The organism is uncultured Ruminobacter sp., assembly GCA_902764345.1.
Lineage (GTDB): Bacteria > Pseudomonadota > Gammaproteobacteria > Enterobacterales > Succinivibrionaceae > Ruminobacter.
Genome location: CACWVT010000034.1, coordinates 1 through 24,141, shown reverse-complemented (window position 1 = coordinate 24,141; position 24,141 = coordinate 1). Strand labels below are relative to the sequence as shown.

Below are 24,141 nucleotides of genomic sequence, written 5' to 3'. Positions count from 1 at the left end.
TGTATGCGGTAAATCCGTTTCTGTTTTTTCAACATCTACAGTTTACACGGTAAATCCACGTTTTGCATTCATTCGTGGAGGTCGTTTCATATTGTCTTTTAGGTAAAGAGACGATAATATTCCGGCCACACTCTCGGCCACCTGACTGTTTAAGCCGCATTCTTCCTGTATACATTTGGCAAATGCAGATGTGTCGTCCACAATACTCTCATTGTAATACTGGATTTCGTTAAGCAGAACCAGCAGTATTCCTCCGGCTATCTGTTTAGAACAGCAATCCGAAAGCATCAGTTCGCAATAGACTTCATAGGGCTCATCATGCAAATAATCTGCCCCTTCCCGTTCTATAATATCTGCAAGAATATCAACTGTCGGTTCCATACAGCCTTCCGTAAAATCATCTCCCGTTAGAAACTAAAAATATGCGGCTACCGTGATATTTCACCAGCCACCATATGTTCACGCACGCATCAGACACCCTCAAAAACCTGATAACTAATACTTTATAATAAATCATAGCGACAAAATCCATTATCGATCTAATTATTCATTTAATTTCAAATTTATATATGAGACAGAATACTAATTAACTGATATGTCGGCGGATTACACCGTGGCGGCACGCTAAAAAAGAAGACATTTCTGCCTTTGGAACAGGAGAATGCGACAATATTGACTGCCATCAGGATAGCAACGGACAGTTCCAGATGAATCCGTCTGTCATCATAGAACTGCAGGACATTCTTTCTTAATATGATATTCAAAACTTTCAACAGTGCGGACGTCGCCATTAAAGCCGGAAATCCGCACTGTACATCACAGAGGATATTCCCCTTACTGTTCTTTTACGAAAACGACCACCCCGCCTTTTTCAAGCCTGCCTGACGCATACTTATGTGAAAAAAGGATCTTCCCGTCAACACAAACATCAGTATCGTATTCATTGGCATTGATAAATACCCTTGGTTTTCCGTCACTCCCTCTTGAGTAATGTATAAGTCTTGAGTGATCATCTTGTTCCCATACAAGCTCGTTCGCACTTTTGAAAGACTTATGCTTTCTCACATTGATAAGAGTCCTTACGTCATCAAATGTATTAAGATATTTCCCGGAATCTATATCATTCCATGGCATTGGCCTTCTATTATAAGGGTCATTTTCCCCTTCTAAGGCTATTTCGGTGCCATAGTAAATACATGGAGAACCGGGCATTGTAAACAGCAGCGTCAGCTGCTGAATGAAACCATCATATGATCCTGCCATGTTAATGAGTCTCGATACGTCATGACTGTCCAACAGATTAAACAGAGCATGATTAATCTGCTGTTTGTACATTGAATAACAGTAATTTATCTTATGCTTAAAATCTCCCGTGTTAAGGCTCTTATCCCTGAAGAAATTGCCTATAACCTGCATAAACGGATAATTCATTACCGAATCATATTCATCACCGTCAAGATACGGGGCTGAATCAGTCCAAATTTCACCTAGAAGAAACAATTCAGGTTTAATTTTCTTGAGTTCAATGTTCAGATGCTTAATAAAGCTGTGGGAAATCTCATTACCGACATCGAATCGTATGCCGTCAATATCAAACTCTTCAATCCATTTTTTACATATATCCGTAAAATACGACACTACCTTAGGATTGTTAGTATTCAGCTTCGGCATTTCCGCCACAAATGCAAATGAATAAAAACGGCCGTCCTTTGTATTTCCCTTCTTATTAAAGTCTTCGTCATTAACATAGTACCAGTCAAAAAACTCGGAATCCCTGCCGTTTTTTAGAACATCCTTCCATGCAAAAAAATCAGTTCCGGAATGATTGAATACGGCATCAATCATAATCTTGAATCCCTTGGCATGAGCCTTTCTGACCAGTTCAACAAACTCTTCATTCGTACCAAAGGCCGGATCAATAACTTCATAATCAGTAGTATCATATCTGTGATTGGTTCTACTCAAAAAAACAGGATTAAAATAAATACCGGTAATTCCAAGAGACTCAAGATAATCAAGTCTGCTGACAACCCCCTTAATATTTCCCCCGTAAAGACTTTTATGATCTATGCCTGACATGTCATCCCATTTTTTAAAATTTCCGTTATATCCGTCTTCCTCTCGGCGAAAGCGATCCGGAAATATCTGATACCATATGGTATCCTGCACCCATTTTGGAGGATTACAGATATCAGAATCATTCATCCAGGCAAATTTAAAAAAATGTTTTGCCAGTTCATTACGTCTGATAATTGACGTGTCATAGATTCCATCCTCCAAAAGACACATGGAACTGCCATCATCAAATGTCAGTAGAAAATAATACTGGAGACGTTTGTACGGAGGATTGACCGTTACGGAATAAATATTTTCAAAAGCCATCTCTGAAGACAATCTCATTTCCACAGGCTTACCGTCCCAAAAGGAAGCACCTGAAATCCCGTTAATGTATGGGTCCTCACAAACCAAAACAGCCTTGATTACACGGCGATTGGCATGAAGATTAATTCTTAATTCGTTTTCATTAAGACAATAGCAGTCATTGTAACCGCATCTGTGACTTATTCCTTCGTACATCATGATATTAGCTCCTTCCAGCTGTTATCCAATGACTCTAGTTTAAGAATATTCAAAAATAAAATCTTTAATGATTCTATTTACAATTTAACACAATCCTATTATTCTCTCCATATAAATACCTGTTAAACAGAACTTTTTATATGAATAGTATTAAACCGATTCACGAGAGTAAAAAGCACGGAAAAGATGATTTTTCCTATTCCGTTTACCACTCCATCATTCCATACTGGCTAAAAAGCTTTCCATTTCACTGGCATGATGAAGTGGAAATAACTTATATGCAGGAAGGTTCTGCGCTCTTTACCGTATGTAACAGAAAGCTTCTCGTTTCGGAAGGCGATATTCTCATAGCCAACTGCCGGTACCCACACAGTGTTGAACAATACGGGGAGAGCAGAGCCGACTTTTTCTCAATTCTGTTTAATCCTAATCTCTTAAAGGATCAAATTCTCGATAATGAAAACATCAAAAAAATTGAGAACATTACTGAAGGGAAGCTGATTTTTCCGGAACTGTTGAGGAAAGATACTACCATAAACCGGAAACTCACTCCTTTTATTGTTGAACTTATCAAATACAGAAAAAAAAGTTACACGGATTTCCAAATGGGAGTACTTGGATGCCTTTATCTGATTTTTCAGATTCTCGGAGAAAATTCTCTTAGTGACGATAAAACCGTCAGTGAATACAGGGCTGATTTTTCAAAAATAAAACCGGCCATCAATGCGGTAATCAACCATTATGAACAGAAAATTACCATTGAAAATGCTGCAGCGGAGTGCTGTCTTTCAGAAAGCCACTTCATGAAAATATTTAAAAAAACTACAGGAAAAAGCTTTAATGAATTCCTTATAGGACACAGACTCAATAAAGCTTCACAAATGCTCAAGGACACCGATGACAGAGTCGTAGACATCGCTAACAGTTGTGGTTTTTACAACCAGTCATACTTTACAAGAATGTTTTTACGACATTATTCAGTCACACCGAGTGAATACAGAAAATTAAACACTGCCAAAGGAGAGTAATCTCATTAGTCATTACACATAATATCAATCACGGATGACTGCTAATGAAGGAATCCCTCACGAGTCTCATCATCCTCTGGAATTGTAAACATAGTATTCCAGATAATCCTTATCCAACTCGTCAAAGAACATGCTTGCCCCTCCTGAATAAAAATTACCAAAACTCATTCTCATGTCAGCAAAGGTCAGTACAAGATTATTCTTTGCTCTTGTAATGGCCACATAAGCCAGACGTCGTTCCTCATCAAGATTCTTTCTGTCACCTATTGAATATCTGTTAATACCGTGAGGCAACAGGCCGTCTTCAAAACCAGCAACAATTACACATGGGAACTCCAACCCCTTGGCACTGTGAATGGTCATCAAGTTAACCCCCGTATCGCCTGATTCTTCATCACTTCTGACATTACCGAGGTCATTATCCCCATTCATGGCTACGGTTGTTACAAAGCCACGGATCATTTCAACCGGGCTGAGTGTTCTGGCAGCATGTCCGGTATTATCCATATTCACGTTGAGGTCAGATTCTGTGACGCCGTCCTGAGCACTGACATGATTATTACCATCCATATCCTCATCAGGAAAATCCATATTAGGATCAAAATCGCTGGCATCCAGTTTACTTATAACATCAACAAGCTCTCTGATATTGTTGCTTCTGTTTAATTCATCGTGGTTTTCATCCACATCCTTCTGTCGGTAATACTCAATCAGTCCTGATTCCACCAGAAGGTTCATAACCTGATCACCGATACCGTAATCAGCGCATTTATCATTAAACTCTTCACCTGCCTTCTGAATAAAATCCACAAAACTTTTAATCCCTGAGGATTTCTTGTTGGCATTACAAAAAAGAACACAGGCGTCAAACAGCGACACTCCCTGCTGAGAAGCCACCGTCTTAATCTTAGACAGTGTAACCTTGCCTATTTTTCTTGACGGTATATTTATGATTCTTTCCAGGGATACGTCATCATCATGATCCGTGATAAGACTTAAATACGAAAGCGTGTTTTTAATTTCTTCGCGATCATAGAACCTCAGACCACCGATAATCCTGTGAGGGAGACCGGCATTCACAAAAGCTGATTCAATGGCGCGAGACTGCATGTTGGTTCTGTAGAGGACGGCAAAATCAGAATTTTTGTAGTGATATGCCACCTTATACTTCTTTATCAGCTGAGCAATTATTTCTGCCTCTTTATCAGGAGAATTTGTCTGAATGACCCTGACCTTATTTGTATCGCTTCTTTCGGTAACAAGATTCTTTTCAGCAAATCTCCTACTGTTAAAACCAATGAGTCTGTTTGCATTGGCAAGAATAGCACTGGTGGATCTGTAGTTTCGTATAAGCTTGTACATGGTAACGTGCGGATAGTCATTATAGAAACGGTTAAGAATATCCATCACCGCTCCACGCCAACCATAAATTGACTGATCATCGTCACCGACAATCAGAACATTGCTGTTCTCTCCACTTATAAGCTTCAGCCACTCATACTGAATTGAATTGGTATCCTGAAATTCATCCACCAGAATCTGTTTAAATTTTCCATTCAGAAATTTTCTGACATCCGGATTCCCCTTCATAAGCTCAACACTTCTCAAAATAAGCTCAGAGAAGTCAAGAACATTGGCTTTGTTGCATTTATCCTGATAGAGAGCATAAACATCATCAAGTCTGTATATACCATTCAGTCCGCCGAAATCATGATGAGGTCTCAGTCCCTTATCCTTAAGCTCTGAAATATATGCCGCATACTGCTTTGGAGAACATTCCTTTGTTTTTTCAATTTTAAGTTCATCGAAACAGTCCTTAACTATTCTGGCCTGCTCGGTGGTATCCATAATCTTAAAATTAGGCTTAAGTCCGGCCTGATTTGCGAAATTACGCAGAAGCTTACAACAGGCACCATGGAAGGTGCAGCACCACAGATATCTGGTATTCTGTTCACCTACAAAGTCATGTATACGCTGACTCATTTCTCTGGCAGCCTTATTAGTGAATGTCACGGCTAAAATGTTATGAGAGGGAATATTGTATTTGATTATAAGATAAGCCAGTCTTCTGACCAGAACGGTTGTTTTACCGGTTCCGGCTCCGGCAATAATCAGCATGTTTGATAATTCCGCCGTAACGGCCTGAAGCTGTTCTGGATTTAGGCCTTTAACAATAGTATCAACAAATCCTAATGACATGGTACACGACTCTCTTTATTCTCAGTGGATACACCAACGGATCTACACCCATACATGATTTTACAAACCTGTCACGTCAGCATACATCTTTCTTCGTATATTAACGGTGGTGGTCGTTTGGGTCATGTTATTTGATGTGGATTTCAAATCCTGAAACCCTTCGGCAAAAACAATTTACGGCTGACGATTTTGCACATAAGTAGGCATTTTAATCTCGCCCGAAAATCAGAACACAACCTGACAACAACTTTTGACAGATAATCCGTAATTGTCTATTGTACATCTAATTATTACAGTAATAAATCAATAAGTTCACTTATATGATTTATTGAAACATGAGGCAGGATCTTAAGTTCAGACTCCTCACGGTGGTACTGTGTCTGTCTTACACACATAACTCCGGCATTTATTGCCCCTAAAATGTCAGTAGTCTCATTGTCTCCGATATGACAGACGTCTTCAAGATCCACGTCTGCCAACGTGGCGGCCTGGCGGAACATATGTGGATGAGGTTTAGACGGAATATTTACGCCGGACCATATCACGTCATCAAAACATTCATCATATCCGGCAATTTTAGGATTTGAATTTCCGTTAGTCAGACCGATGATTGGATAATATTTCTTTAATCTGTGTAACACATCCAGTGTTTCACGTGGAACATTGATTTCAGAACGGACACTGATAAAATCATGCATCAGATCTTCTGCCAAACGACACGCATCATCTGAAGTTCTTCCTGAACCTGTAAGCAGTTCCTTGAATATGAAATATCTCAACATGGACACGTCATACTCGAGCTCGGGACAGATATCAAGCATTTTCCCCCTCACGGCATAATACAGGGAATCACTCAGGCGTGAACCGTCAAGATATTCAACCCCTATTTTAGTCTTAATATACTCTTCAGCTCGTGCTATGACCGGTCCATTGTCATACAGGGTATCATCAAGATCAATTGTCAGAAGTTTGGGTTTATGCCAGTTGCGATAAAAAATCATAATTGTCCTTTGCCATATTTCGCCATAGGAGAACATGGCGGAGAAAACACATTAAAGCATATTTACACTGTTATTGTAACTTAATAACATATTATAACTAAGTAAAAACTTAATATGTTTTCAGCACAGATTATTAAATAACTCTGATTCCAATGGCTTCTGACTACGAGGTTTCATCCATGAAAGCCAGAGGATGAGCTTTGGTATAAACCTCTTTTAATCTTTCAATATTCAGATGCAGATAAATCTGAGTGACGGACAGCGATGTATGCCCCAGTATTTCCTGAACAACCCTGATATCTGCACCGCCGGCAAGCATTTCCGTAGCAAATGAATGCCTTAATTTATGAGGTGTAATCTTCAATGGAATATCGGCAGCAAGGCCCATTTTCTTAATGGAGATCTGAACCGCTCTTGTGGTCATCTTTTCCCCGAATCTGTTGACAAAAAGGTAATCGCATTCAGCAGATGCCAGCAAATCCCTTACTGCAAACCACTCCATCATGGCCTGCAGAGAATAACTGCCAAAAGGCACAATCCTTTCCTTATTACCCTTACCCGTGATTCTGATTTCCATTTTCTCGAAATCTATATCACCGATTCGGATACTGACCAGCTCTGATACACGGACTCCACTTGCAAAAAGAAGCTCAACAATGGCCCGATCCCTATAATCCTTAGGAGATGGGTCATCAGGAAGCACTGCAAGTTTTTCAAACTGCTCATACGTCAGATAAGCAGGCAGATCAGCCGTAAACTTCGGCGTTTTTATGTCTGCCATCGGGTTGACCTTTATGAGATTCATCAGAGATAAATATTTATAGAAGCTTTTTAAGGTACTTACAAGGTGAGCTCTTGACCTGTTACTGATATTATCCTTTTGAGGATCTGCCGAAGATATTTCCCTGATACCAAGTCTTAAATCATGATCCGTTGCATCAGTAAAAGATGTTAAATCAGGAATCCTGTCATTAAGAATTTCAATAAAATGACGCAGTTCCCGTTCATAACTTTTAACGGTGTGAACACTGTACCTTTTTTCATAGGTAAGATAACTGATAAAATCTGATACGGCATTATGAAGTCCGCCGTATTTTTCATCCTGCATTACAGCCTCGATAAAGAATCACGGGTTCCCAGACATTAACCTCACGTTCGTCTGAATATGCATGCTTTTAGTGACAAAACATAATTCACCGGTGACGCAAGATCAGTATTGAAATCAGAACTCAATGCAACCGTCAAAAACAAGTGAGGCGTTTCCAGTCATTTTTACGGGACACCCCTCCCCCTGCCATTCAACTGTCAAATCCCCACCGCTGAAATGGACTGTAACCGGGGAACTCAAAAGCCCCTGTTCAATGCCTACTACTGCTGCGGCACAAGCTCCTGTTCCGCAGGAAGGTTTTTCCCCGGAACCACGTTCGTAGACTCTCAGTCTGATTTCATGAGGATTCAGAACCTGCATAAATCCGACATTAACCTTTTCCGGAAAACGTTCGTGAACGGAAATAAGTTCTCCTGTTCCGGACACATCTGCAGATTCAATATCATCGACAGCAAGAATACAGTGAGGATTTCCGGTAAATACGGCCCCACACAGTACATGACCGTCACCTACGGGCAGAACATAGGTTTTGTTTCTGCCCTGAGCCCTGAACGGAATCTTTGCAGGTTCCAGAACAGGTTCCCCCATGTCAACCAGTACAGAACCATCATCATTAACGGTCAGTACCAGTTTACCTCCGAGGGTGCTGACACGGATATTTTTCCGATTGATAAGCTTTTTTTCCGTCACGAATTTGGCAAGGCATCTGGCTCCGTTCCCCCCCATCTGAATTTCCGTTCCGTCAGGATTATATATCCTGTAATGAAAATCGAGTTCCGGATCGTAGGGAGGTTCAACCACCAGCAGATGATCAAACCCCACCCCCAGACGCCGATCAGCAAGACTTTTAATCTTGTTCTCGGAAAGAAAAAACTTCTGGGTTACGGCGTCAATAACCATAAAATCATTGCCACAACCATGCATCTTGGAAAAATTAATCAGCATATCTACTCAACTTAAAGGTTGAATCCAAGAATTAGAGCTTATGTTCATGACGCCACAAATCACTAACGCTTTCGCGATCGCGAATCACATAAACCTTATCACCATCAACCATCAGCTCAGCGGCTCTAGGACGGGAGTTATAATTTGATGACATTGCGAAACCATAAGCTCCGGCACCGTGCATTACCAGAAAATCACCTTCCTGAACTTTAAGAGATCTTTCCTTTCCGAGGAAATCACCTGTTTCACAGATAGGGCCTACGACGTTATATACATTTTCCGGACGCTCAAGACCATGATCAGCTTCTTCAATACGCATCCAGGCACTGTAGAGAGAAGGTCTAATCATGTCGTTCATAGCCGCATCCACAATACAGAAGTTACACACCTCTCCCTGCTTTAAATATTCACATCTGGTCACCAGTACGCCTGCATTTGCGACCATTGATCTGCCGGGTTCGCAGATTAATCTTAAATTTCTGCCGGCAAGCTTTGCCTTAACGACTTTTAAGTAGTCGGCAACGGCTGGAGGTACTTCATCCTTGTATACAACACCAAGACCACCACCGATATCGATGTGCTCAAGCTTAATACCATCAGCTTCAAGTCGGTCAACAAGTGCAAGGATTCGGTCAAGAGCATCAACAAAAGGAGTCAGTGACGTAAGTTGTGAGCCTATGTGACAGTCAATACCGATAACTTTTACACCTTCAAGAGATGCGGCATGTCTATAGAGTTCAAAAGCAGTCTCAACAGGAACACCGAACTTATTATTCTTCAACCCGGTAGAAATATATGGATGAGTTCCGGCATCAACATCAGGATTCACGCGAATTGAAATCGGAGCCTTCACGTTCTTACCGATGGCAATCTTATTGATACGTTCAAGTTCAGCAGGAGATTCCACATTGAAACAGAGAATTCCCTGATCCAACGCATATTCAATTTCACTGAAGCTCTTAGCCACACCTGAGTACACAACTTTCTTCGGATCACCGCCGGCTTCGATGACACGAGCAAGTTCACCGCCTGACACAATATCAAAGCCGGTACCTAATGAAGCCATCAGCTGCAAAATGGCGATATTGCTGTTAGCCTTTACCGCATAACAAACAAGGTGTTCAACATCTGAACTTGCGGCATTGTACGCATTTAAGTGCTCTTCGAGCTGAGCCTTAGAATAAATATAAAGAGGCGTGCCATATTTCTGAGCAAGTTCCTTTACTGATAAATCTTCTACGGAAACCAACCCATTACTTTTAGTTGAAATAAAACTCATTATAAACTCCTGATTTGAGTATTATCATTATCAATAACCGGAGGAAAAATACGACAACTCCTCGTTTCTGAAATTTTACTATATTTTGACAGACTTGTTATCTTTTTATGCTTTTCAGGATATTCACATCCCTACTTGTTGCTCCTTTACAGAGCATGGAATCTATGGCGCAAAATACCGTGAAACACAATGTGTGTAAGTGATTTTATTCAGTTACAAAGTCAGTCAGACGCATTTCACATGCCTAAATAAAGCATTTTATACGTTTTTTGAAAAAAACACAAAATCACGGGCTTATACTTATCCATGTACAGGAGATACGTAAAGACTCTTAAGTAACGAGTAAAAACAACACAAACAAAAGGAGATAATACATTATGGCCAGATCTTTTTCATATTCCGGTCGCGGTTACTCATCTAGAGGCCGCTCATTCGGCAGCAATTCCTCCGGAAGCTCCCATTCCTTCTCTGGAACAACCCACTATTCCAATGGCAGCACAAGAAGCTACCGAGGAAACGTGCACTTCAACGGAAACTCCTACACCTGTACGACCAGATACAGCGACGGAACGGTTAAGTGCCATGACGGCTTCATAAACCATGGAGGTAAATAATTGTGGCGACAGATACAATGAAAGTGCTGTTACACTCCCGCTTGCAACCGTCTTTAGAAGACTTACAAACAGGTTCCATAATAACCTGGTTTCGATTAGATATTTATCTTTAATGTCTGACGGTGTAATGATAATAACATCATTATTTTGAGTTACTGAATTACGGGGTCACTCAATACGCCCCGTAATTTATTGGTTTTCTTCTTTCAATGCTGCCATGATTACCTATTGCTCATGTTAACATCCTTAACCAGGTTGTCACACCTGCTGAAGAATTCGTCTATAAGAAATTCTCCCTTTTCGTCCACATATCCAAAACCCTCAACGTTATTGTTGTCATCATAAGAAAAAATTAAATGTACGGTCTCACCGTCTTTTCTCTTATGAGTAATATGGTATTCCCCCTGATCCGCGCTGTGCATTGTGGAATTAGGAATACCAGCAAGGATAGATCTTATCCCGGCATCCCCACTTGAAAACTCATCCCAGGGAATATTTGAAGTAAAGTAACCAAATACATTTTGAGAACCGTCATAATCAAACAAATAATGTCTTAATTCGTAATTAAATACAGTTATTGATTCATAATCATGCTCAGCACTTCTTTCAAATTTACACCGATTAAAATAGTCACAGCCAGTCAGACATGCAACAGCACTAAATACTAAAAATATCTTTTTTAACATCTTATTTTTATACCTATATAAAAAACATGGTTATATTTCTTTTTTTAATTCACCGAATGTAATTTATCAGTATTGATACATGAGCATATGTTTATACCGACACTACTCATCAACCGATGAACTGCCAGTCTCATCGGTTTCTGAAGAATCTTCAGCACCGGAATCAAACACCTTTACCCCTTCTGTTGTCGGCGACGCATCAGGTCGATCTTCTGGTAAATACAATGAACCTCTTAAACCGCATGCTGAAGCCATTAACAGTGCAAAGAACGAAGCAGCCAAGATCAGTACTTGTTTTAACATAAAAAAATCCTATAAACCTTAAAACGAATTCCCATTAAATCACACGACCACAATACATCCAACTACAGCGGAGAAATAGTATTATTGGACACATCCACGAGGAAAAACTGTGGAAGATTAAAATACTGTCTGTATTTGTGCTTCTCTTTTTCCTTTGAAAACTGGCTCTGGCTGCGGGTGTAATAAGAAGTTATGTCCAGAATCAGCTCGCTGATTGAAGCTTTAAAATTATCGTAGATTCTTAATTCCTGATTTTCAGAGGAATTAAAAATCTGGTAGGTTTCGTTATCATTCTTCACAAAGAAATATTGAGTAAGACCGTACATGCAGTTGGCTTCTATTATTGAAGGCACAAGCTCTCTGTTCGCCTCGCCACTGCTCAGAATTTCAGCCTTGATAGGATTCTTTTCCTTGATTTCCTCAGCTCTCACAAGATTCATCGCTCTGGAATTAAACTGCAGCACGTAGTCCACACCACCAATTGTAATGCTCTTACTTGTCAAAAGCTTTTTATTAAGATTATTCATGCACAGAGAGAGCAGATTTTCCACATCAGGCTTAATCATCGCATCCCCCATGTGAGCACTGAAATCCATTACATATGCCGAATCCGGCATGGAGGCTCCCGGAACAAACAGGTGGGACATCTCATTCAGAAAATCCACCATGGCATTAGGTCCCTCATAGTTGTAACAGATCAGTTCATTCCACGAATTGGAAAGAACTGCAGCTATGGAACCGACAAGACACTCTTTTGAGGAACCATATGAAAATGTACTCATCGGTACTCTGCCCATGGCTCCCTGAAACTTATGTTTTCTGGTTGGATCTGACGAGTAATTGACCAAAATAAAAACATTCTTAACAGAGGTCACGCCAAGAAGACTGGTATTACCGACTTCCGCAGGATAATTCACGAACTGGGATTTAAGTTCATTACAGATAAGCTTAACCCTCTCGGAAGTAAGACTGCTGTTTGCTGAATGTACGTTGATAACGGTCTTATGATTAATCAGTGCGTTAAAGTAACAGGTGGCAACTGCCGACACCAGATTGTCAAAATAAAAAATCGGCGGCGTTCCTATAATGGAAAGATCATTAAGTGCTTTATTATAGACATACCATCCCTTTCTCAGAACAGTACTGTCACGCACCTCAACAAAGGACAGCTGCTTTTCTGCAAGATTAAGCTTTGAGCTGAGCAGATACTGCTGAATCTTCCCCGGAAATTTATCAAACACCACAAACAGCTTACGGGAAAGAACACTCAGATCTCTGTAACTTATCGCATCAGTAACTTTATATTCCACACCAAAGGTAAGAAGAGCATGATAACTCTGAATCATGACATTGAAAACCCGGTTGTAGATGCTCACAACGTCAACAATATTCCAGTTATTGCGGTTGCTCAGACGGCTTACCGTCTCCATATTCCAACCCCAGGCCTCAATCATGTTGTTAATAAGAGTGCGACGGGCTGACTGGGCTACCGGATCACTTATTTTTGAAAAACCTTCATTGATTTTCAAATAGAAGCAGATGCGCAAAAGCTCAAGTCTTTCATAGTCATTATGATTACGTAAAAATCTGCTGATTTTTTCAAAAACCATATAGTAGCTGTCAAGATTAAGACTATATCCCTCGTTATTCTGCATCCAGTCCTTTACTCTCATGGAGATAAGCTGGGTTTGAGGATATTCGGCACTGTAGGTTTCCATCAGAAGAATTTTAATGGAAGCCTTAAAAGGAGAATCTATCCCCTTATAGAGAAGCCAGAGTGCAGCACCATAATATTCATCCGATGGTATATCCCCGATAGCCCCAAGATCAAGCCACTCATCACGGGAAATAATTCGTTTGGCGTAAAGCTTTTGCACGTATTCATCATAATCGTGTTCATGACTGCACGGCACTATCATCCATGTCAGCAGTTTTCCCGCCACACAGATGGCACTGCGATAGAATTCATCAAGAAGAAACATGTGAAGAGCAGTACCACAGTTTTCTTCATCTACTCCCATTCCGGAGTCCATGCGTTCATCAGGATTCTTTTCTTCAGTATTATGACGCTTTTTGAATTTATCCGTCTTCACTATGAAGAAGTTGACATCGAGCTTATACTCACTGCTCGCAGCCATTTCTTTTATGAACTTACACTTCTTCTCAAGAAGCCTGACACGCTCGTCAGGCATATATTCAGATACACATACCCAGTAATCGAAGTCTGAATTCGGGCTCTGACCTACTGAAGCGGTGCTGCCCATGCAGTAAAGGCCGAGAATTGACTCTTCCGTGGTATTTGTGTCAATCACTAATGCCGTTGCTTCGGAATAATCGTCAAGCACTCGACGCTGAATATCATTTAGTTTGAAATTACAGATACCGTGAGGAACATCACCGGCCAGAGCGCAGGGAACTGCTGAACTGTTAAGATGCAGCATCAGGGGAACCAGATTGAAAAAAAGTTTCCCCTTCTCATTCACAAATTCCTGAGCCTTTTCCAGACGGTACTCGTTCAGTTCCCGGTACCTCTGCTCATATAATTTGATTTTGCTAAACAATATTCCAAACCCGTTATAAAAATACAGCCTTATATCAGTAAAACTGAAAAAGGCCGTAATAATAAACTACTTACTCAAATTGTACTACATATGTGACATATATCAAATATTAATCATCATTCTGTGCCTGTTTATAGTACATTGCCGCTTTCTGATAACCTCCGAGACGCTGATAACATTGCGCCAGTCTGCTGAAATAATCAGAGCACGGAGCTCTGCTCACCAGCTTTTCGTACAGATCCACAGCCTTTTCATATTCATTGCGGTTCATGTACATATTGGCAAGTGCGGCCATTAAATCGGCATTATTCAGATTTTCTGCCTCGTCTTTCCGGAGTTTCTTTTCAAGGTACTCGGTTATCTTGTGATTTGAAGTATTCCACTGGGAAAGATTACTGTAAATTCTGGATGAATCAACAGTGCTCTTGAGATTTCTCATTATTATCTTTTCTGCCTTACCTTCCTCTCCGAAACGGTTATACGCCAGCGCAAAGGCATTGGAAACATCAATTCCGTCACAGATGTCATCAGGAAGTTCAGCATACATTTTGTCAACTATGTACCTGTCGTTTGCAACCTTAATTTCGTCAACAATCTTCTCGGACACATAACGCCTGTATGACTTCTCATCAAGAAGGCCGTTACCGAGAAACTCCTTGCGATTCTCCATTATTTCGCTGTATCTGCCCAATCTCTCCAGACACTTATAGTAAAGTGATGAAATCATTTTGGTTGGTTTTGCAGTTCTTCTCAGTGACGTAATAATATTCATGGCCTTTTCATTTTCACCGGCTTCAAGATACATCTTTACCCTAAGAATGCTTACAGCCTGAGCATGACCATTCAAAACCTTCTGTGCTTCATTAAACAGTCTGGTACTTTCAGCGATATTACCTGACTTATAATTGGAAACAACACCAAGAATAAGATTCACATACTGAACATCACTCCACTTTCTTCCCTTTTCTGCAAGAGCCGCAGCGGCAGCGTAATCACCCTCGATGTATTTTGAAATGGCATTTTCAAGAATTTTCTTTGATTTTTCCGTGCGGCTGGAGCCGTACCAGTTGACCAGTCCCTTTCTGACTCCTGCAATTCTGCCGATTACCGCAAACAGAAGATACACGGCCAGATACACCAGAATCAAAATAATAATCATTGATACCAGACTGAGCTGTATTACATGACTGCCGGTGTCAATGTATACAAAACCCTGGTTGTTAGCAAGCATCGGAGCGGTAATCATAAGTCCTGCCAACACCAGAAGCATTATCACCAATTTAACCATCTTGACACCTACTTCCCTGCAAATTCGTTAATAAACTTACCTATTTCCACAGTACTGTTTAGAAATCTTACGTCAGTTGAGGCAATCTTTTCCGCAGCTGTTTCATTTATTCCCTTCAGGGTATTCTGAACCACAGGATCTGTTTCATCAAAATACTTTTCCGTCAGCTCACGAGCCCTGTTCAGATACTGTGCATAAAGTTCCTGTTCCCTATAAAAACAGGCCTTTGCCGCAAGCAGCAAATAATTTTCAAGATTTGCTCTTAAAAAGGCTTCGTTATCCGGAGCCATCAGTGCCGTATCGGTAACATCCTTCCTCTTAATGACAACAAAGCTGTTTACAAACGACCCCATTGAAGTTTTAAGATTATCCCACCAGTCGTCGACATTTTCAGAAACAGTGCCTTCTTCAACAAGATTAACCTTTTTAAGCCCTTTTATCTTCATTTTTGACACATTGCTGATAAGCTCATTTATACGAAGTAACGGCTTTTCATAATCGATTGTCGGAATATTCCCCAAAGCATTGAGATCAGAAGCAATGCTTTCCCTCAGTTGTCTGGTACGGGGATCGTTAACACCGGCAATAACGGTATCAGCCTCCTTCAGAAGAGAAATAGCAGTAGCGTAATCACGATCAATCACCACCTTTCTATTGGCAAGCGTAAGCAGATACTTGGCATCAAAAATTGCCCAGCTGAGACTGGTGGTCTTTTCTTCACCAAGCTTTGCATTGATTCTGGCGATTTCAGACTGCATGGCATCATAATTATTACCAAGACCGGTAATCTTTGAATTGACGGCATTCAGTGCTGAAGCATCTAACTTTGATGCAACATTTACTTCCATTCCTTTCACTGATGATTCCAATGCCTTGATACTGCCGTTTACGGAATTTATATCAGCACTGTAATCAACCTGCTGTGGAATTTTAACGTCCGGACGCGTAAGTTCATACCCTGCGAATCCGAATAACAGAACAGCAAGCACTGCGGTACAAAGAGTATTTCTTTTCTGTCTGCTCTGAAGTTTACGTAATGACTCGCCATAGGATTCGGAAGAGAAATCCCTCTGTTCATCCATATCACTTACATCATCAATACTTCCTGATAAATCAGGATTTTCCGGAGTGTTGTTAGACACATTAAGATTATCTGTTATATCTTCTTGACTCATGGCATATCCATCATATTTTTTTAATACTAATACTGATGAACATTATAACAAAAAAGAAAAATGATAATGCTAAACACCGACGGCGTTATGCTTATTAGTTGAACTGTGTTTTAGAAATCTTTATTAATCTTGAAATCTCGGCTGTATCGGCACTGCCGCAGACATTTATGAGAACTGCGTACTCACCTTCCTTTGTCACTACCGTGGCACACGGAAGATTACCCACATAACTGTATTCCCATCCCTTGACCTTGGGCACTGGACGCAAATCCCTACCCTTTACGTTCTTCATGAACTCCATGGCAACGTTTCTGGTACTCTTGTCAGGATTATTTAATTTATATTTGTAGTATGAGAACTCGGCTCTTGGAGTTGTCTTTTCGAAAAAAATATAGCCGGTCTGCCTTGAAGTCAGCTTCCAGTTATCAGGTAAATCCTCACCAGCAAACGCCGAACTGGACAGTACGGCGCAACTCATAACCGACAGCATCAGAAACTTCATCATCAGACCGGCTCTTATCATTTCAGATTTATGACCTTACGGTTTCATGTACTGAGTATAAGCAGGATCGTCAGACACTTCATTATACTCATAACCAAGTTCATTAAGATGACGATTAAGCTCATCTACTCCGTTATCATCGACCTCAAATGCACACAGTACGCTACCATACTCCATACCGCGGGAACGGTAATGGAACATGGTAATGTTGTAATCCGTACCGACAGTCTCCAGGAAATTAAGGAGAGCATCACGCACTTCAGGGAACTCAAATACGTAGGCTTTTTCATTTACCTTTACAGGAGTATGACCGCCGATCATGTAACGGACATGGTTCTTTGCCAAAATATTATTGGTCATGTCTGATACTTCGTATCCAGCTTTTCTGAGGCTTTCAATAATACCGTCAAGTTCTTCTCTGCCGTTTGTCAGATGCACAGACACGAAAATTCTGGCTGATTCAACCTTGGCAAAACGGTAGTTAAACTCAGTTACGGCCCTGCCGCCGAGCTGCTTGCAGAACTCAAGGAATGCACCTTTTCTTTCAGGGATCTTAACAGAGATTATACCTTCACCCATTTCACCGATTTCACAGCGTTCAGAAACAAAACGCAGAGTATGGAACTTGGTGTTGGCACCTGAAAGAATGGCAGCCATTGTAACTGATTCATCATTCTTAAGTTCAGGATGCTGCTTTACATACTTCTTGAGACCTGCCAGAGACAGTGCACCGCTAGGTTCTGATATTGCACGGGTATCTTCAAAGATATCTTTCATGGCGGCACAGATTTCATCATTTGAACAGGTGATTATGTCATCAATGCTGTCCTTGAGAACCCTAAAGGTTTCATCACCGATTCTCTTTACAGCCACGCCGTCCGCAAACAGAGACACGCGATCCAGGGTAACCGGTTCACCGCTCTTAAGGGCAGCTTCAAGACATGCACTGCCGTCAGATTCTACGGCAATAACCTTAACCTGCGGCATTACCTGCTTTATATACACTGCAACACCGGCGGCAAGTCCGCCACCGCCAACCTGTACGAACACATGAGTAATATGAGAATCCTGCTTCAGCAGTTCCTGAGCTATTGTACCTTGTCCCGCAATAACATCAGCATCGTCATAAGGAGGAATAAGGGTGTATCCCTTATCTTTTGAAATTCTGATGCACTCAGCATATGCTTCATCAAAGGTAGCCCCGAAAAGAACCACATTGCCGCCTAAGCGTCTTACCGCATCAACCTTGATGTCCGGAGTGGAATTAGGCATAACAATCGTAGCCTTAATACCAAGCTTTTTACCTGTAAGGGCCACGCCCTGAGCATGATTACCGGCAGAAGCGGCAATAACCCCCTTAGCAAGCTGTTCCTTAGTTAATCCGGCTATTTTATTGTATGCTCCGCGAAGCTTAAAAGAATGAACTGACTGCAGATCTTCTCTTTTAATAAGTACGTTAACACCTACTTTTTCGCTAACCTTATCAAGTTTCTGAAGAGGTGTAACCTTTGCCACATCATATACGGGAGAAAGAAGTATTTTACGTAAATACTCTTCTTTAGTTGGGTGTTCCATTTCAATATACATCCTATAAATGCGACAGCCACATTGGCTGTCGCCAGTTGTCCAAGCCTCTTAAAGCTTGCTAACGTCTCTTACACCGCCCTTGTCTGCGCTAGATGCGAGTGCGGCATATGCCTTTAATGCTCCTGAAACGGTACGCTGTCTGTTTACAGGCTTCCAGGCCTTGTTTCCGAGAGCTTCCATTTCATCACGGCGCTTCTGTAATTCTTCATCAGAAATACGTACTGAAATCGCTCTGTTAGGAATATCAATATCGATGATATCGTCTTCCTTGATAAGACCTATATTACCGCCATTGGCAGCTTCTGGAGAAACATGTCCGATTGACAGACCTGATGTACCGCCGGAAAAACGACCGTCAGTAATAAGAGCACACTGTTTGCCAAGACCTACAGACTTCAGGTATGAAGTAGGATAAAGCATTTCCTGCATACCTGGGCCACCCTTTGGACCTTCGTAGCGGATAATCACAACATCACCGGCCTTGATCTTACCGCCAAGAATACCGTTAACGGCATCTTCCTGACTTTCGAATATACGTGCAGGGCCGCTGAACTTATAGATTGAAGGATCAACACCGGCAGTCTTAACAATACATCCGTTAACGGCAAGATTACCATAAAGAACGGCAAGACCACCATCCTGATTATATGCATGTTCCTTAGATCTGATACAGCCGTTCTCACGGTCGGTATCCGCAGCATCATAAACCTTACTCTGGCTGAAGGCACTGAGATTAACGACACCGCCGGGTGCAGCAAGATACATCTTTCTTACATCATCTGACGCATTGCGATCTATTGAATAACGATCCAGCTCTTCCCCCATGGTGAGACCGAGACATGTATGAGCATCCCTGTGAATGAGACCACTCTTATCAAGCTGTCCGAGAATAGCCATTATACCGCCGGCTCTGTGAACATCTTCCATATGGTACAGTGAAGTTGAAGGAGCAACCTTACAAATGTGAGGAACATGTCTTGAAAGACGATCAATGTCCTTCATTGTGAAATCTACGCCAGCTTCCTGAGCAACAGCCAGGAGATGGAGAACGGTATTTGTTGAACCGCCCATTGCGATATCAAGAGTCATGGCGTTTTCAAACGCATCCTTTGTGGCAATGCTGCGTGGTAATACGGATTCATCATTGTGTTCGTAATAATCCTTTGCCATTTTAACAATACGCTTTGCAGCATTAACAAACAGATCCCGACGGAATACGTGAGAAGCAAGGAGTGAACCGTTACCAGGCTGAGAAAGACCAAGCGCTTCGGTTAAACAGTTCATTGAATTTGCCGTAAACATGCCTGAACATGAACCGCAGGTAGGACAGCCGTAGTTTTCTGCGACATTGATCTGTTCATCGGTAATGTTCTTATCGGCTGCCATAACCATGATGTCAATAAGATCAAGCTTTGAATGACCTGCAATAGGTTCCTTAACCTTACCGGCTTCCATTGGACCGCCGGATACGAAAATGGTAGGAATATTCAAACGCATTGCTGCGATGAGCATACCAGGGGTTACCTTATCACAGTTAGAAATACATACAAGAGCATCTGCCTTATGGGCATTACATGAATATTCTACGCTGTCAGCAATAATTTCACGGCTAGGTAAAGAATAGAGCATGCCTGAATGCCCCATGGCAATACCGTCATCCACAGCAATGGTATTAAATTCCTTTGCTATACCACCAGCCTTTTCAATTTCCTTAACAACAAGCTGACCGATGTCATGAAGATGCACATGACCGGGAACGAATTGTGTGAAAGAATTGGCAACGGCAATAATCGGCTTACCGAAATCTCCGTCCTTAACACCTGTAGCACGCCACAATGCTCTGGCGCCGGCCATGTTACGACCTTCGGTTGTTACAGAGGAACGATATTTAGGCATACTTAGCTCCATTTATAAAATAATAAAAAATTCAGTTTGTATAATAATAAAGAAACCAAAAGCTATTGTAAACAATGAACTTTTGGCTTCGGTTAATTAAGGTAATTTAAATCTGATTACTTATTTACAGGGTATAACCAGTTCCACTTATCTTCTGTCTGACCATTGAATAAGCCAAAGAATGCATTCTGTAACTTTTCAGTGATAGGACCGCGGGCACCGCATCCTACGGCAAGACCGTCAACACTGCTTACAGGAGTGATTTCAGCGGCTGAACCTGTCATGAATACTTCATCGGCAAGATATAAAGCTTCTCTTGGAATTCTCTCTTCTCTAACTTCAATGCCGAGTTCCTTTGCCAGCTTCATAACACAGTCTCTGGTAATACCAGGCAGTAAACTACAGGTAATCGGAGCGGTATACATTACGCCGTCCTTGATTAAGAATACATTTTCGCCTGAACCTTCAGCCAGGAAGCCCTGAACGTCAAGAGCGATACCTTCGGTATAGCCATTCTGCTTAGCTTCATTTGAAATAAGGAGAGAAGACAGATAGTTACCGCCGGCCTTCGCACCTGTTGGAATGGTGTTAGGTGCAAGTCTGTTCCATGACGATACACCAACGGCAACACCTTTCTTCATACCTTCTTCACCAAGATATGCACCCCAAGGTACAACACCGATAATAACTTCAATCTTGGCATCTGCAGGAGGCTTAACACCGAGACCAACGTCGCCGATAAAAGCCAGAGGGCGAATATAACCGGATTCAAGGCCGTTTTCCCTAACGGTCTTGCAACATGCTTCACACAGCTCATCAAGAGTGTAAGGAATATTGATGCGATAGATATGAGCAGAATTTAAAAGACGCTGCATATGTTCGCGAAGTCTGAAAATAATGGTTCCGTTAGGAGTCTTGTAAAAACGGAGGCCTTCAAATACGGAAGTACCATAGTGAAGAGCGTGAGTCATTACGTGAACCTTGGCATCTGCCCAAGGTACCATTTCACCGTTAAACCAAATATATTTAGTAGTTGCTTTTACTGACATACATTCATCCTAATATTCTTTAAAGATTCGAATGCTTAAACATTGCACAGTTACATTCAAACAATTCTCAAACAGTAGTATTTTACATCAGATAAATACCAAATGTTATACCTATATCTAAAAAAATATTAAAATATGTCAATTACATTAAAAAACATCAAATTGATACTTAAAAACCGTACTGACAAAAATTACAGTACGGTTCTTAAATCAACTAATACGGACATTACGTCCTTTATCTCAGGAAGGAATAATTCGAATGAATCTTATTCCTTTTTGGCCGGCTCCTGCTTGTCCTGTTTTTTGTCGTCAAGAGCAAGGAGATAATCAACCAAAGCCAGATACTCATCTGTACCCCTAATTGAACCGGTGATAATCTTATACTTCTTGTTAACTATAACAGTAGGAACGCCCTCAATCTGCATATCATCAGCCAACTGATCATACTGACGCACCTGACTCATTACAGGGAATGACTTATACTGGTTTTCAAATGCTTCGGCCGGGATACCTATCTCTTCAAAAATTGCTACAACATCTTCGTGCTTCTGAGGAACCTTATGCTTATTGAATACATTATCATCCACCTTATCAACAAAAGCATCAGTTACACGAAGGTTAACGGCTGATGCATAGGCTCTCTGCATCTCAGGTCCCATAGGTCCGCCAAGATACCTTACATGGTTACCGACAAAAGCAACATCTTCAGGAAGAGCATAACTTACCTGTCTTATCACGGGGAGAAAAGCATGACAGTGACCGCAGAAGAAAGAAAAGAATTCTCGAACTTCTTTCACTTCAGAAACAGTAGCTCCTTCGACAACCTTATAGTGAACACCTTCCTCAAACTTGGTTGTGATCTTTGAAGCGGCTTCCTGAAGAGCCTGTGGAGTTTCAAAAGTAGCCGTATTTTCAGCAGATTCCGAAGCCATAACTGAAGATAAAGAAATTGCCAACACAGATACGGCAGCGGTAAAAATTTTTAAATTAAAAAACATGTTAAACCTCGTCGCTAAAATTATTTCCAAAAACTAACCTTTTTATGGATTTCCTCGCAGCTTCTTATTATTGGCTTTAAACTGCTACCGGAACAGCGCTTAGTCATGAAATCTATAGCTAAATTACACCATCCGAAATACTTATAGAAGTAATATAGCTTTTTAACCTCAGCTCTGGTAATCTTTATTTCACTTGAATCCTTAAATCCAGGATTTGCCTGAATATTTCTGAGTGTAAGAATAGCCATTGCATTAGTAAGCAGACAGAAATGTCTGATACCTATTTGTAAGACAGGCATTCTCTTAATAAATTCCATAGCCTGAAGACAATGACCGTATGCAATGGAAATATATTCCTGTACCTTTGCATCCCTGTCAGGATCAGTATTCTGAATAGGAAGCCATGTTACACCACGCTTCAAGTCGTCCCACACATCTTTCAATATATTGGTTAACTGAAGAGCTTCACCAAACGTAACTGCATACGGCAATTGAGAATCCAGATTCTTCTTCATCGCCTGAGAATGTTCGGCAAACAATGAGATAAGAAGTTCTCCAACCACTCCTGCGACACTGTAACAGTAGTGATCAACCTCATCAAGACAATCAATCTTTGCCCATCTTTCAATCTGAGACATCCCCTTAGCCATAATGGTAACGGTATGCCTTAAAATATGCTGAATTTCAGCAGGATAGGAGTAATATCTGCCTACTACCTCAGGGATAGCAGCCATGAGTTCATTTTCGTGTTCATTGGATGAACTTCTTACAAGTTCACAGATTTCTGAAGTCCACTGCTCAAGACCAATTGGAGATGAAAGGAAAGAAGCAAACTTCTGCATGTGGATCTTCTTTAATTCCTTATCAAGATAAACCGCATCCTCAATGGTATCCGTAATTCGGCACAAAAGATAGGAATTACCTACCCAGTCTTCAACTTCCTTAGGCAATAAAGGTATGGTAAGTGCAAAAGTTCTGGACACAGTGGAAAGAAAATACTGCTGTCTCTCTAACGTAAGTACTTGCATAATAAAATCACTTCAAAAAAAACATTCATGCTGATTATACAGAAAAATAAAAATATAAAAGGTTAAATTATCGTTTTTAGTAAGAATTTAAACAGTGTATCACTATTTTGAAACAAAGAGTAATTTAACGATAAACCAGTGGGCATTAGGGCTCTGTATCCAAGACCACATCCGCCCAGAAACGAAAAAACCGACCTTAAAGGTCGGTTAATGAAGTAGTGGCGGAACGGACGGGGCTCGAACCCGCGACCTCCTGCGTGACAGGCAGGCATTCTAACCAAGCTGAACTACCGCTCCGCATAAAAAAAATGCCT

The 24,141-nt window shown here is 41.0% G+C and carries 20 protein-coding genes and 1 tRNA gene; 3 read left to right on the top strand and 18 right to left on the bottom strand.

What is annotated here, in order from left to right; all coding sequences use genetic code 11:
• Positions 1–42: 42 nt before the first annotated feature.
• Entirely contained in the window at positions 43–381 is a 339-nt protein-coding gene (locus tag QZU58_RS07060; RefSeq protein WP_294495838.1) for a hypothetical protein, read from the bottom strand.
• 453 nt (positions 382–834) lie between these two features.
• Positions 835–2,580, bottom strand: a complete 1,746-nt coding sequence (locus tag QZU58_RS07055) for a glycoside hydrolase family 13 protein (protein ID WP_294495837.1) — start codon at positions 2,578–2,580, stop codon at positions 835–837.
• 140 nt (positions 2,581–2,720) lie between these two features.
• Between QZU58_RS07055 and QZU58_RS07050 the strand changes: the two genes are divergently transcribed.
• Positions 2,721–3,608 (top strand): AraC family transcriptional regulator, encoded by an 888-nt coding sequence (locus tag QZU58_RS07050; RefSeq protein ID WP_294495836.1) that lies wholly within the window; start codon positions 2,721–2,723, stop codon positions 3,606–3,608.
• Between the two features lie 69 nt (positions 3,609–3,677).
• Here the strand turns inward: QZU58_RS07050 and QZU58_RS07045 are convergent, their stop codons facing one another.
• The 5 genes from QZU58_RS07045 to lysA all read right to left on the bottom strand — a co-directional run bounded on the left by QZU58_RS07045 (position 3,678) and on the right by lysA (position 10,140).
• The gene (locus tag QZU58_RS07045; protein ID WP_294495835.1) at positions 3,678–5,807 is read right to left on the bottom strand and encodes a UvrD-helicase domain-containing protein; all 2,130 of its coding nucleotides are present in this window, start codon (positions 5,805–5,807) and stop codon (positions 3,678–3,680) included.
• 290 nt (positions 5,808–6,097) lie between these two features.
• Positions 6,098–6,808 carry an HAD-IA family hydrolase gene (locus QZU58_RS07040; protein ID WP_294495834.1) on the bottom strand — a complete coding sequence of 237 codons (711 nt, stop codon included), beginning with the start codon at positions 6,806–6,808 and terminating at the stop codon, positions 6,098–6,100.
• 163 nt (positions 6,809–6,971) lie between these two features.
• Positions 6,972–7,916 (bottom strand): site-specific tyrosine recombinase/integron integrase, encoded by a 945-nt coding sequence (gene xerA / locus QZU58_RS07035; RefSeq protein WP_294460048.1) that lies wholly within the window; start codon positions 7,914–7,916, stop codon positions 6,972–6,974.
• 114 nt (positions 7,917–8,030) lie between these two features.
• A complete protein-coding gene (dapF, locus tag QZU58_RS07030) occupies positions 8,031–8,861 on the bottom strand; it encodes a diaminopimelate epimerase (protein WP_363174827.1) in 831 nt (276 codons plus the stop codon).
• A 31-nt stretch (positions 8,862–8,892) separates the two neighbouring features.
• Positions 8,893–10,140 (bottom strand): diaminopimelate decarboxylase, encoded by a 1,248-nt coding sequence (gene lysA / locus QZU58_RS07025; protein WP_294460046.1) that lies wholly within the window; start codon positions 10,138–10,140, stop codon positions 8,893–8,895.
• Between the two features lie 377 nt (positions 10,141–10,517).
• Between lysA and QZU58_RS07020 the strand changes: the two genes are divergently transcribed.
• On the top strand, positions 10,518–10,754 hold the full coding sequence (locus tag QZU58_RS07020; protein WP_294460044.1) for a hypothetical protein: 237 nt from the start codon (positions 10,518–10,520) through the stop codon (positions 10,752–10,754).
• A 221-nt stretch (positions 10,755–10,975) separates the two neighbouring features.
• On the opposite strand, the gene QZU58_RS07015 is transcribed toward QZU58_RS07020, so the two are convergent.
• Positions 10,976–11,440 (bottom strand): hypothetical protein, encoded by a 465-nt coding sequence (locus QZU58_RS07015; protein WP_294460042.1) that lies wholly within the window; start codon positions 11,438–11,440, stop codon positions 10,976–10,978.
• A gap of 79 nt (positions 11,441–11,519) precedes the next feature.
• On the opposite strand from QZU58_RS07015, the gene QZU58_RS07010 reads away from it, so the two are divergent.
• On the top strand, positions 11,520–11,765 hold the full coding sequence (locus QZU58_RS07010) for a hypothetical protein (protein ID WP_294460040.1): 246 nt from the start codon (positions 11,520–11,522) through the stop codon (positions 11,763–11,765).
• Positions 11,766–11,805: 40 nt separating this feature from the next.
• Here QZU58_RS07010 and QZU58_RS07005 read toward each other — a convergent pair whose 3' ends face one another.
• From QZU58_RS07005 to QZU58_RS06960, 10 genes are all read right to left on the bottom strand, one after another.
• Positions 11,806–14,304 (bottom strand): class I adenylate cyclase, encoded by a 2,499-nt coding sequence (locus QZU58_RS07005; RefSeq protein ID WP_294495833.1) that lies wholly within the window; start codon positions 14,302–14,304, stop codon positions 11,806–11,808.
• Between the two features lie 109 nt (positions 14,305–14,413).
• A complete protein-coding gene (locus QZU58_RS07000; RefSeq protein ID WP_294460036.1) occupies positions 14,414–15,592 on the bottom strand; it encodes a heme biosynthesis HemY N-terminal domain-containing protein in 1,179 nt (392 codons plus the stop codon).
• Between the two features lie 8 nt (positions 15,593–15,600).
• Positions 15,601–16,767: a uroporphyrinogen-III C-methyltransferase gene (locus QZU58_RS06995; RefSeq protein ID WP_294495832.1), complete on the bottom strand. Its 1,167-nt coding sequence runs from the start codon at positions 16,765–16,767 to the stop codon at positions 15,601–15,603.
• Positions 16,768–16,861: 94 nt separating this feature from the next.
• A complete protein-coding gene (locus tag QZU58_RS06990; protein ID WP_294495831.1) occupies positions 16,862–17,272 on the bottom strand; it encodes a hypothetical protein in 411 nt (136 codons plus the stop codon).
• A gap of 33 nt (positions 17,273–17,305) precedes the next feature.
• On the bottom strand, positions 17,306–18,844 hold the full coding sequence (gene ilvA, locus QZU58_RS06985; RefSeq protein ID WP_294462684.1) for a threonine ammonia-lyase, biosynthetic: 1,539 nt from the start codon (positions 18,842–18,844) through the stop codon (positions 17,306–17,308).
• Positions 18,845–18,904: 60 nt separating this feature from the next.
• A complete protein-coding gene (ilvD, locus tag QZU58_RS06980; RefSeq protein ID WP_294462683.1) occupies positions 18,905–20,752 on the bottom strand; it encodes a dihydroxy-acid dehydratase in 1,848 nt (615 codons plus the stop codon).
• A gap of 116 nt (positions 20,753–20,868) precedes the next feature.
• Complete coding sequence (locus QZU58_RS06975) at positions 20,869–21,801, bottom strand: branched-chain amino acid transaminase (RefSeq protein ID WP_294495830.1); 933 nt, start codon at positions 21,799–21,801, stop codon at positions 20,869–20,871.
• Positions 21,802–22,067: 266 nt separating this feature from the next.
• Complete coding sequence (locus tag QZU58_RS06970; RefSeq protein ID WP_294495829.1) at positions 22,068–22,799, bottom strand: thiol:disulfide interchange protein DsbA/DsbL; 732 nt, start codon at positions 22,797–22,799, stop codon at positions 22,068–22,070.
• Positions 22,800–22,819: 20 nt separating this feature from the next.
• Positions 22,820–23,827: a squalene/phytoene synthase family protein gene (locus QZU58_RS06965; RefSeq protein ID WP_294462677.1), complete on the bottom strand. Its 1,008-nt coding sequence runs from the start codon at positions 23,825–23,827 to the stop codon at positions 22,820–22,822.
• Between the two features lie 219 nt (positions 23,828–24,046).
• Positions 24,047–24,124, bottom strand: a tRNA-Asp gene (locus tag QZU58_RS06960).
• Positions 24,125–24,141 lie beyond the last annotated feature (17 nt).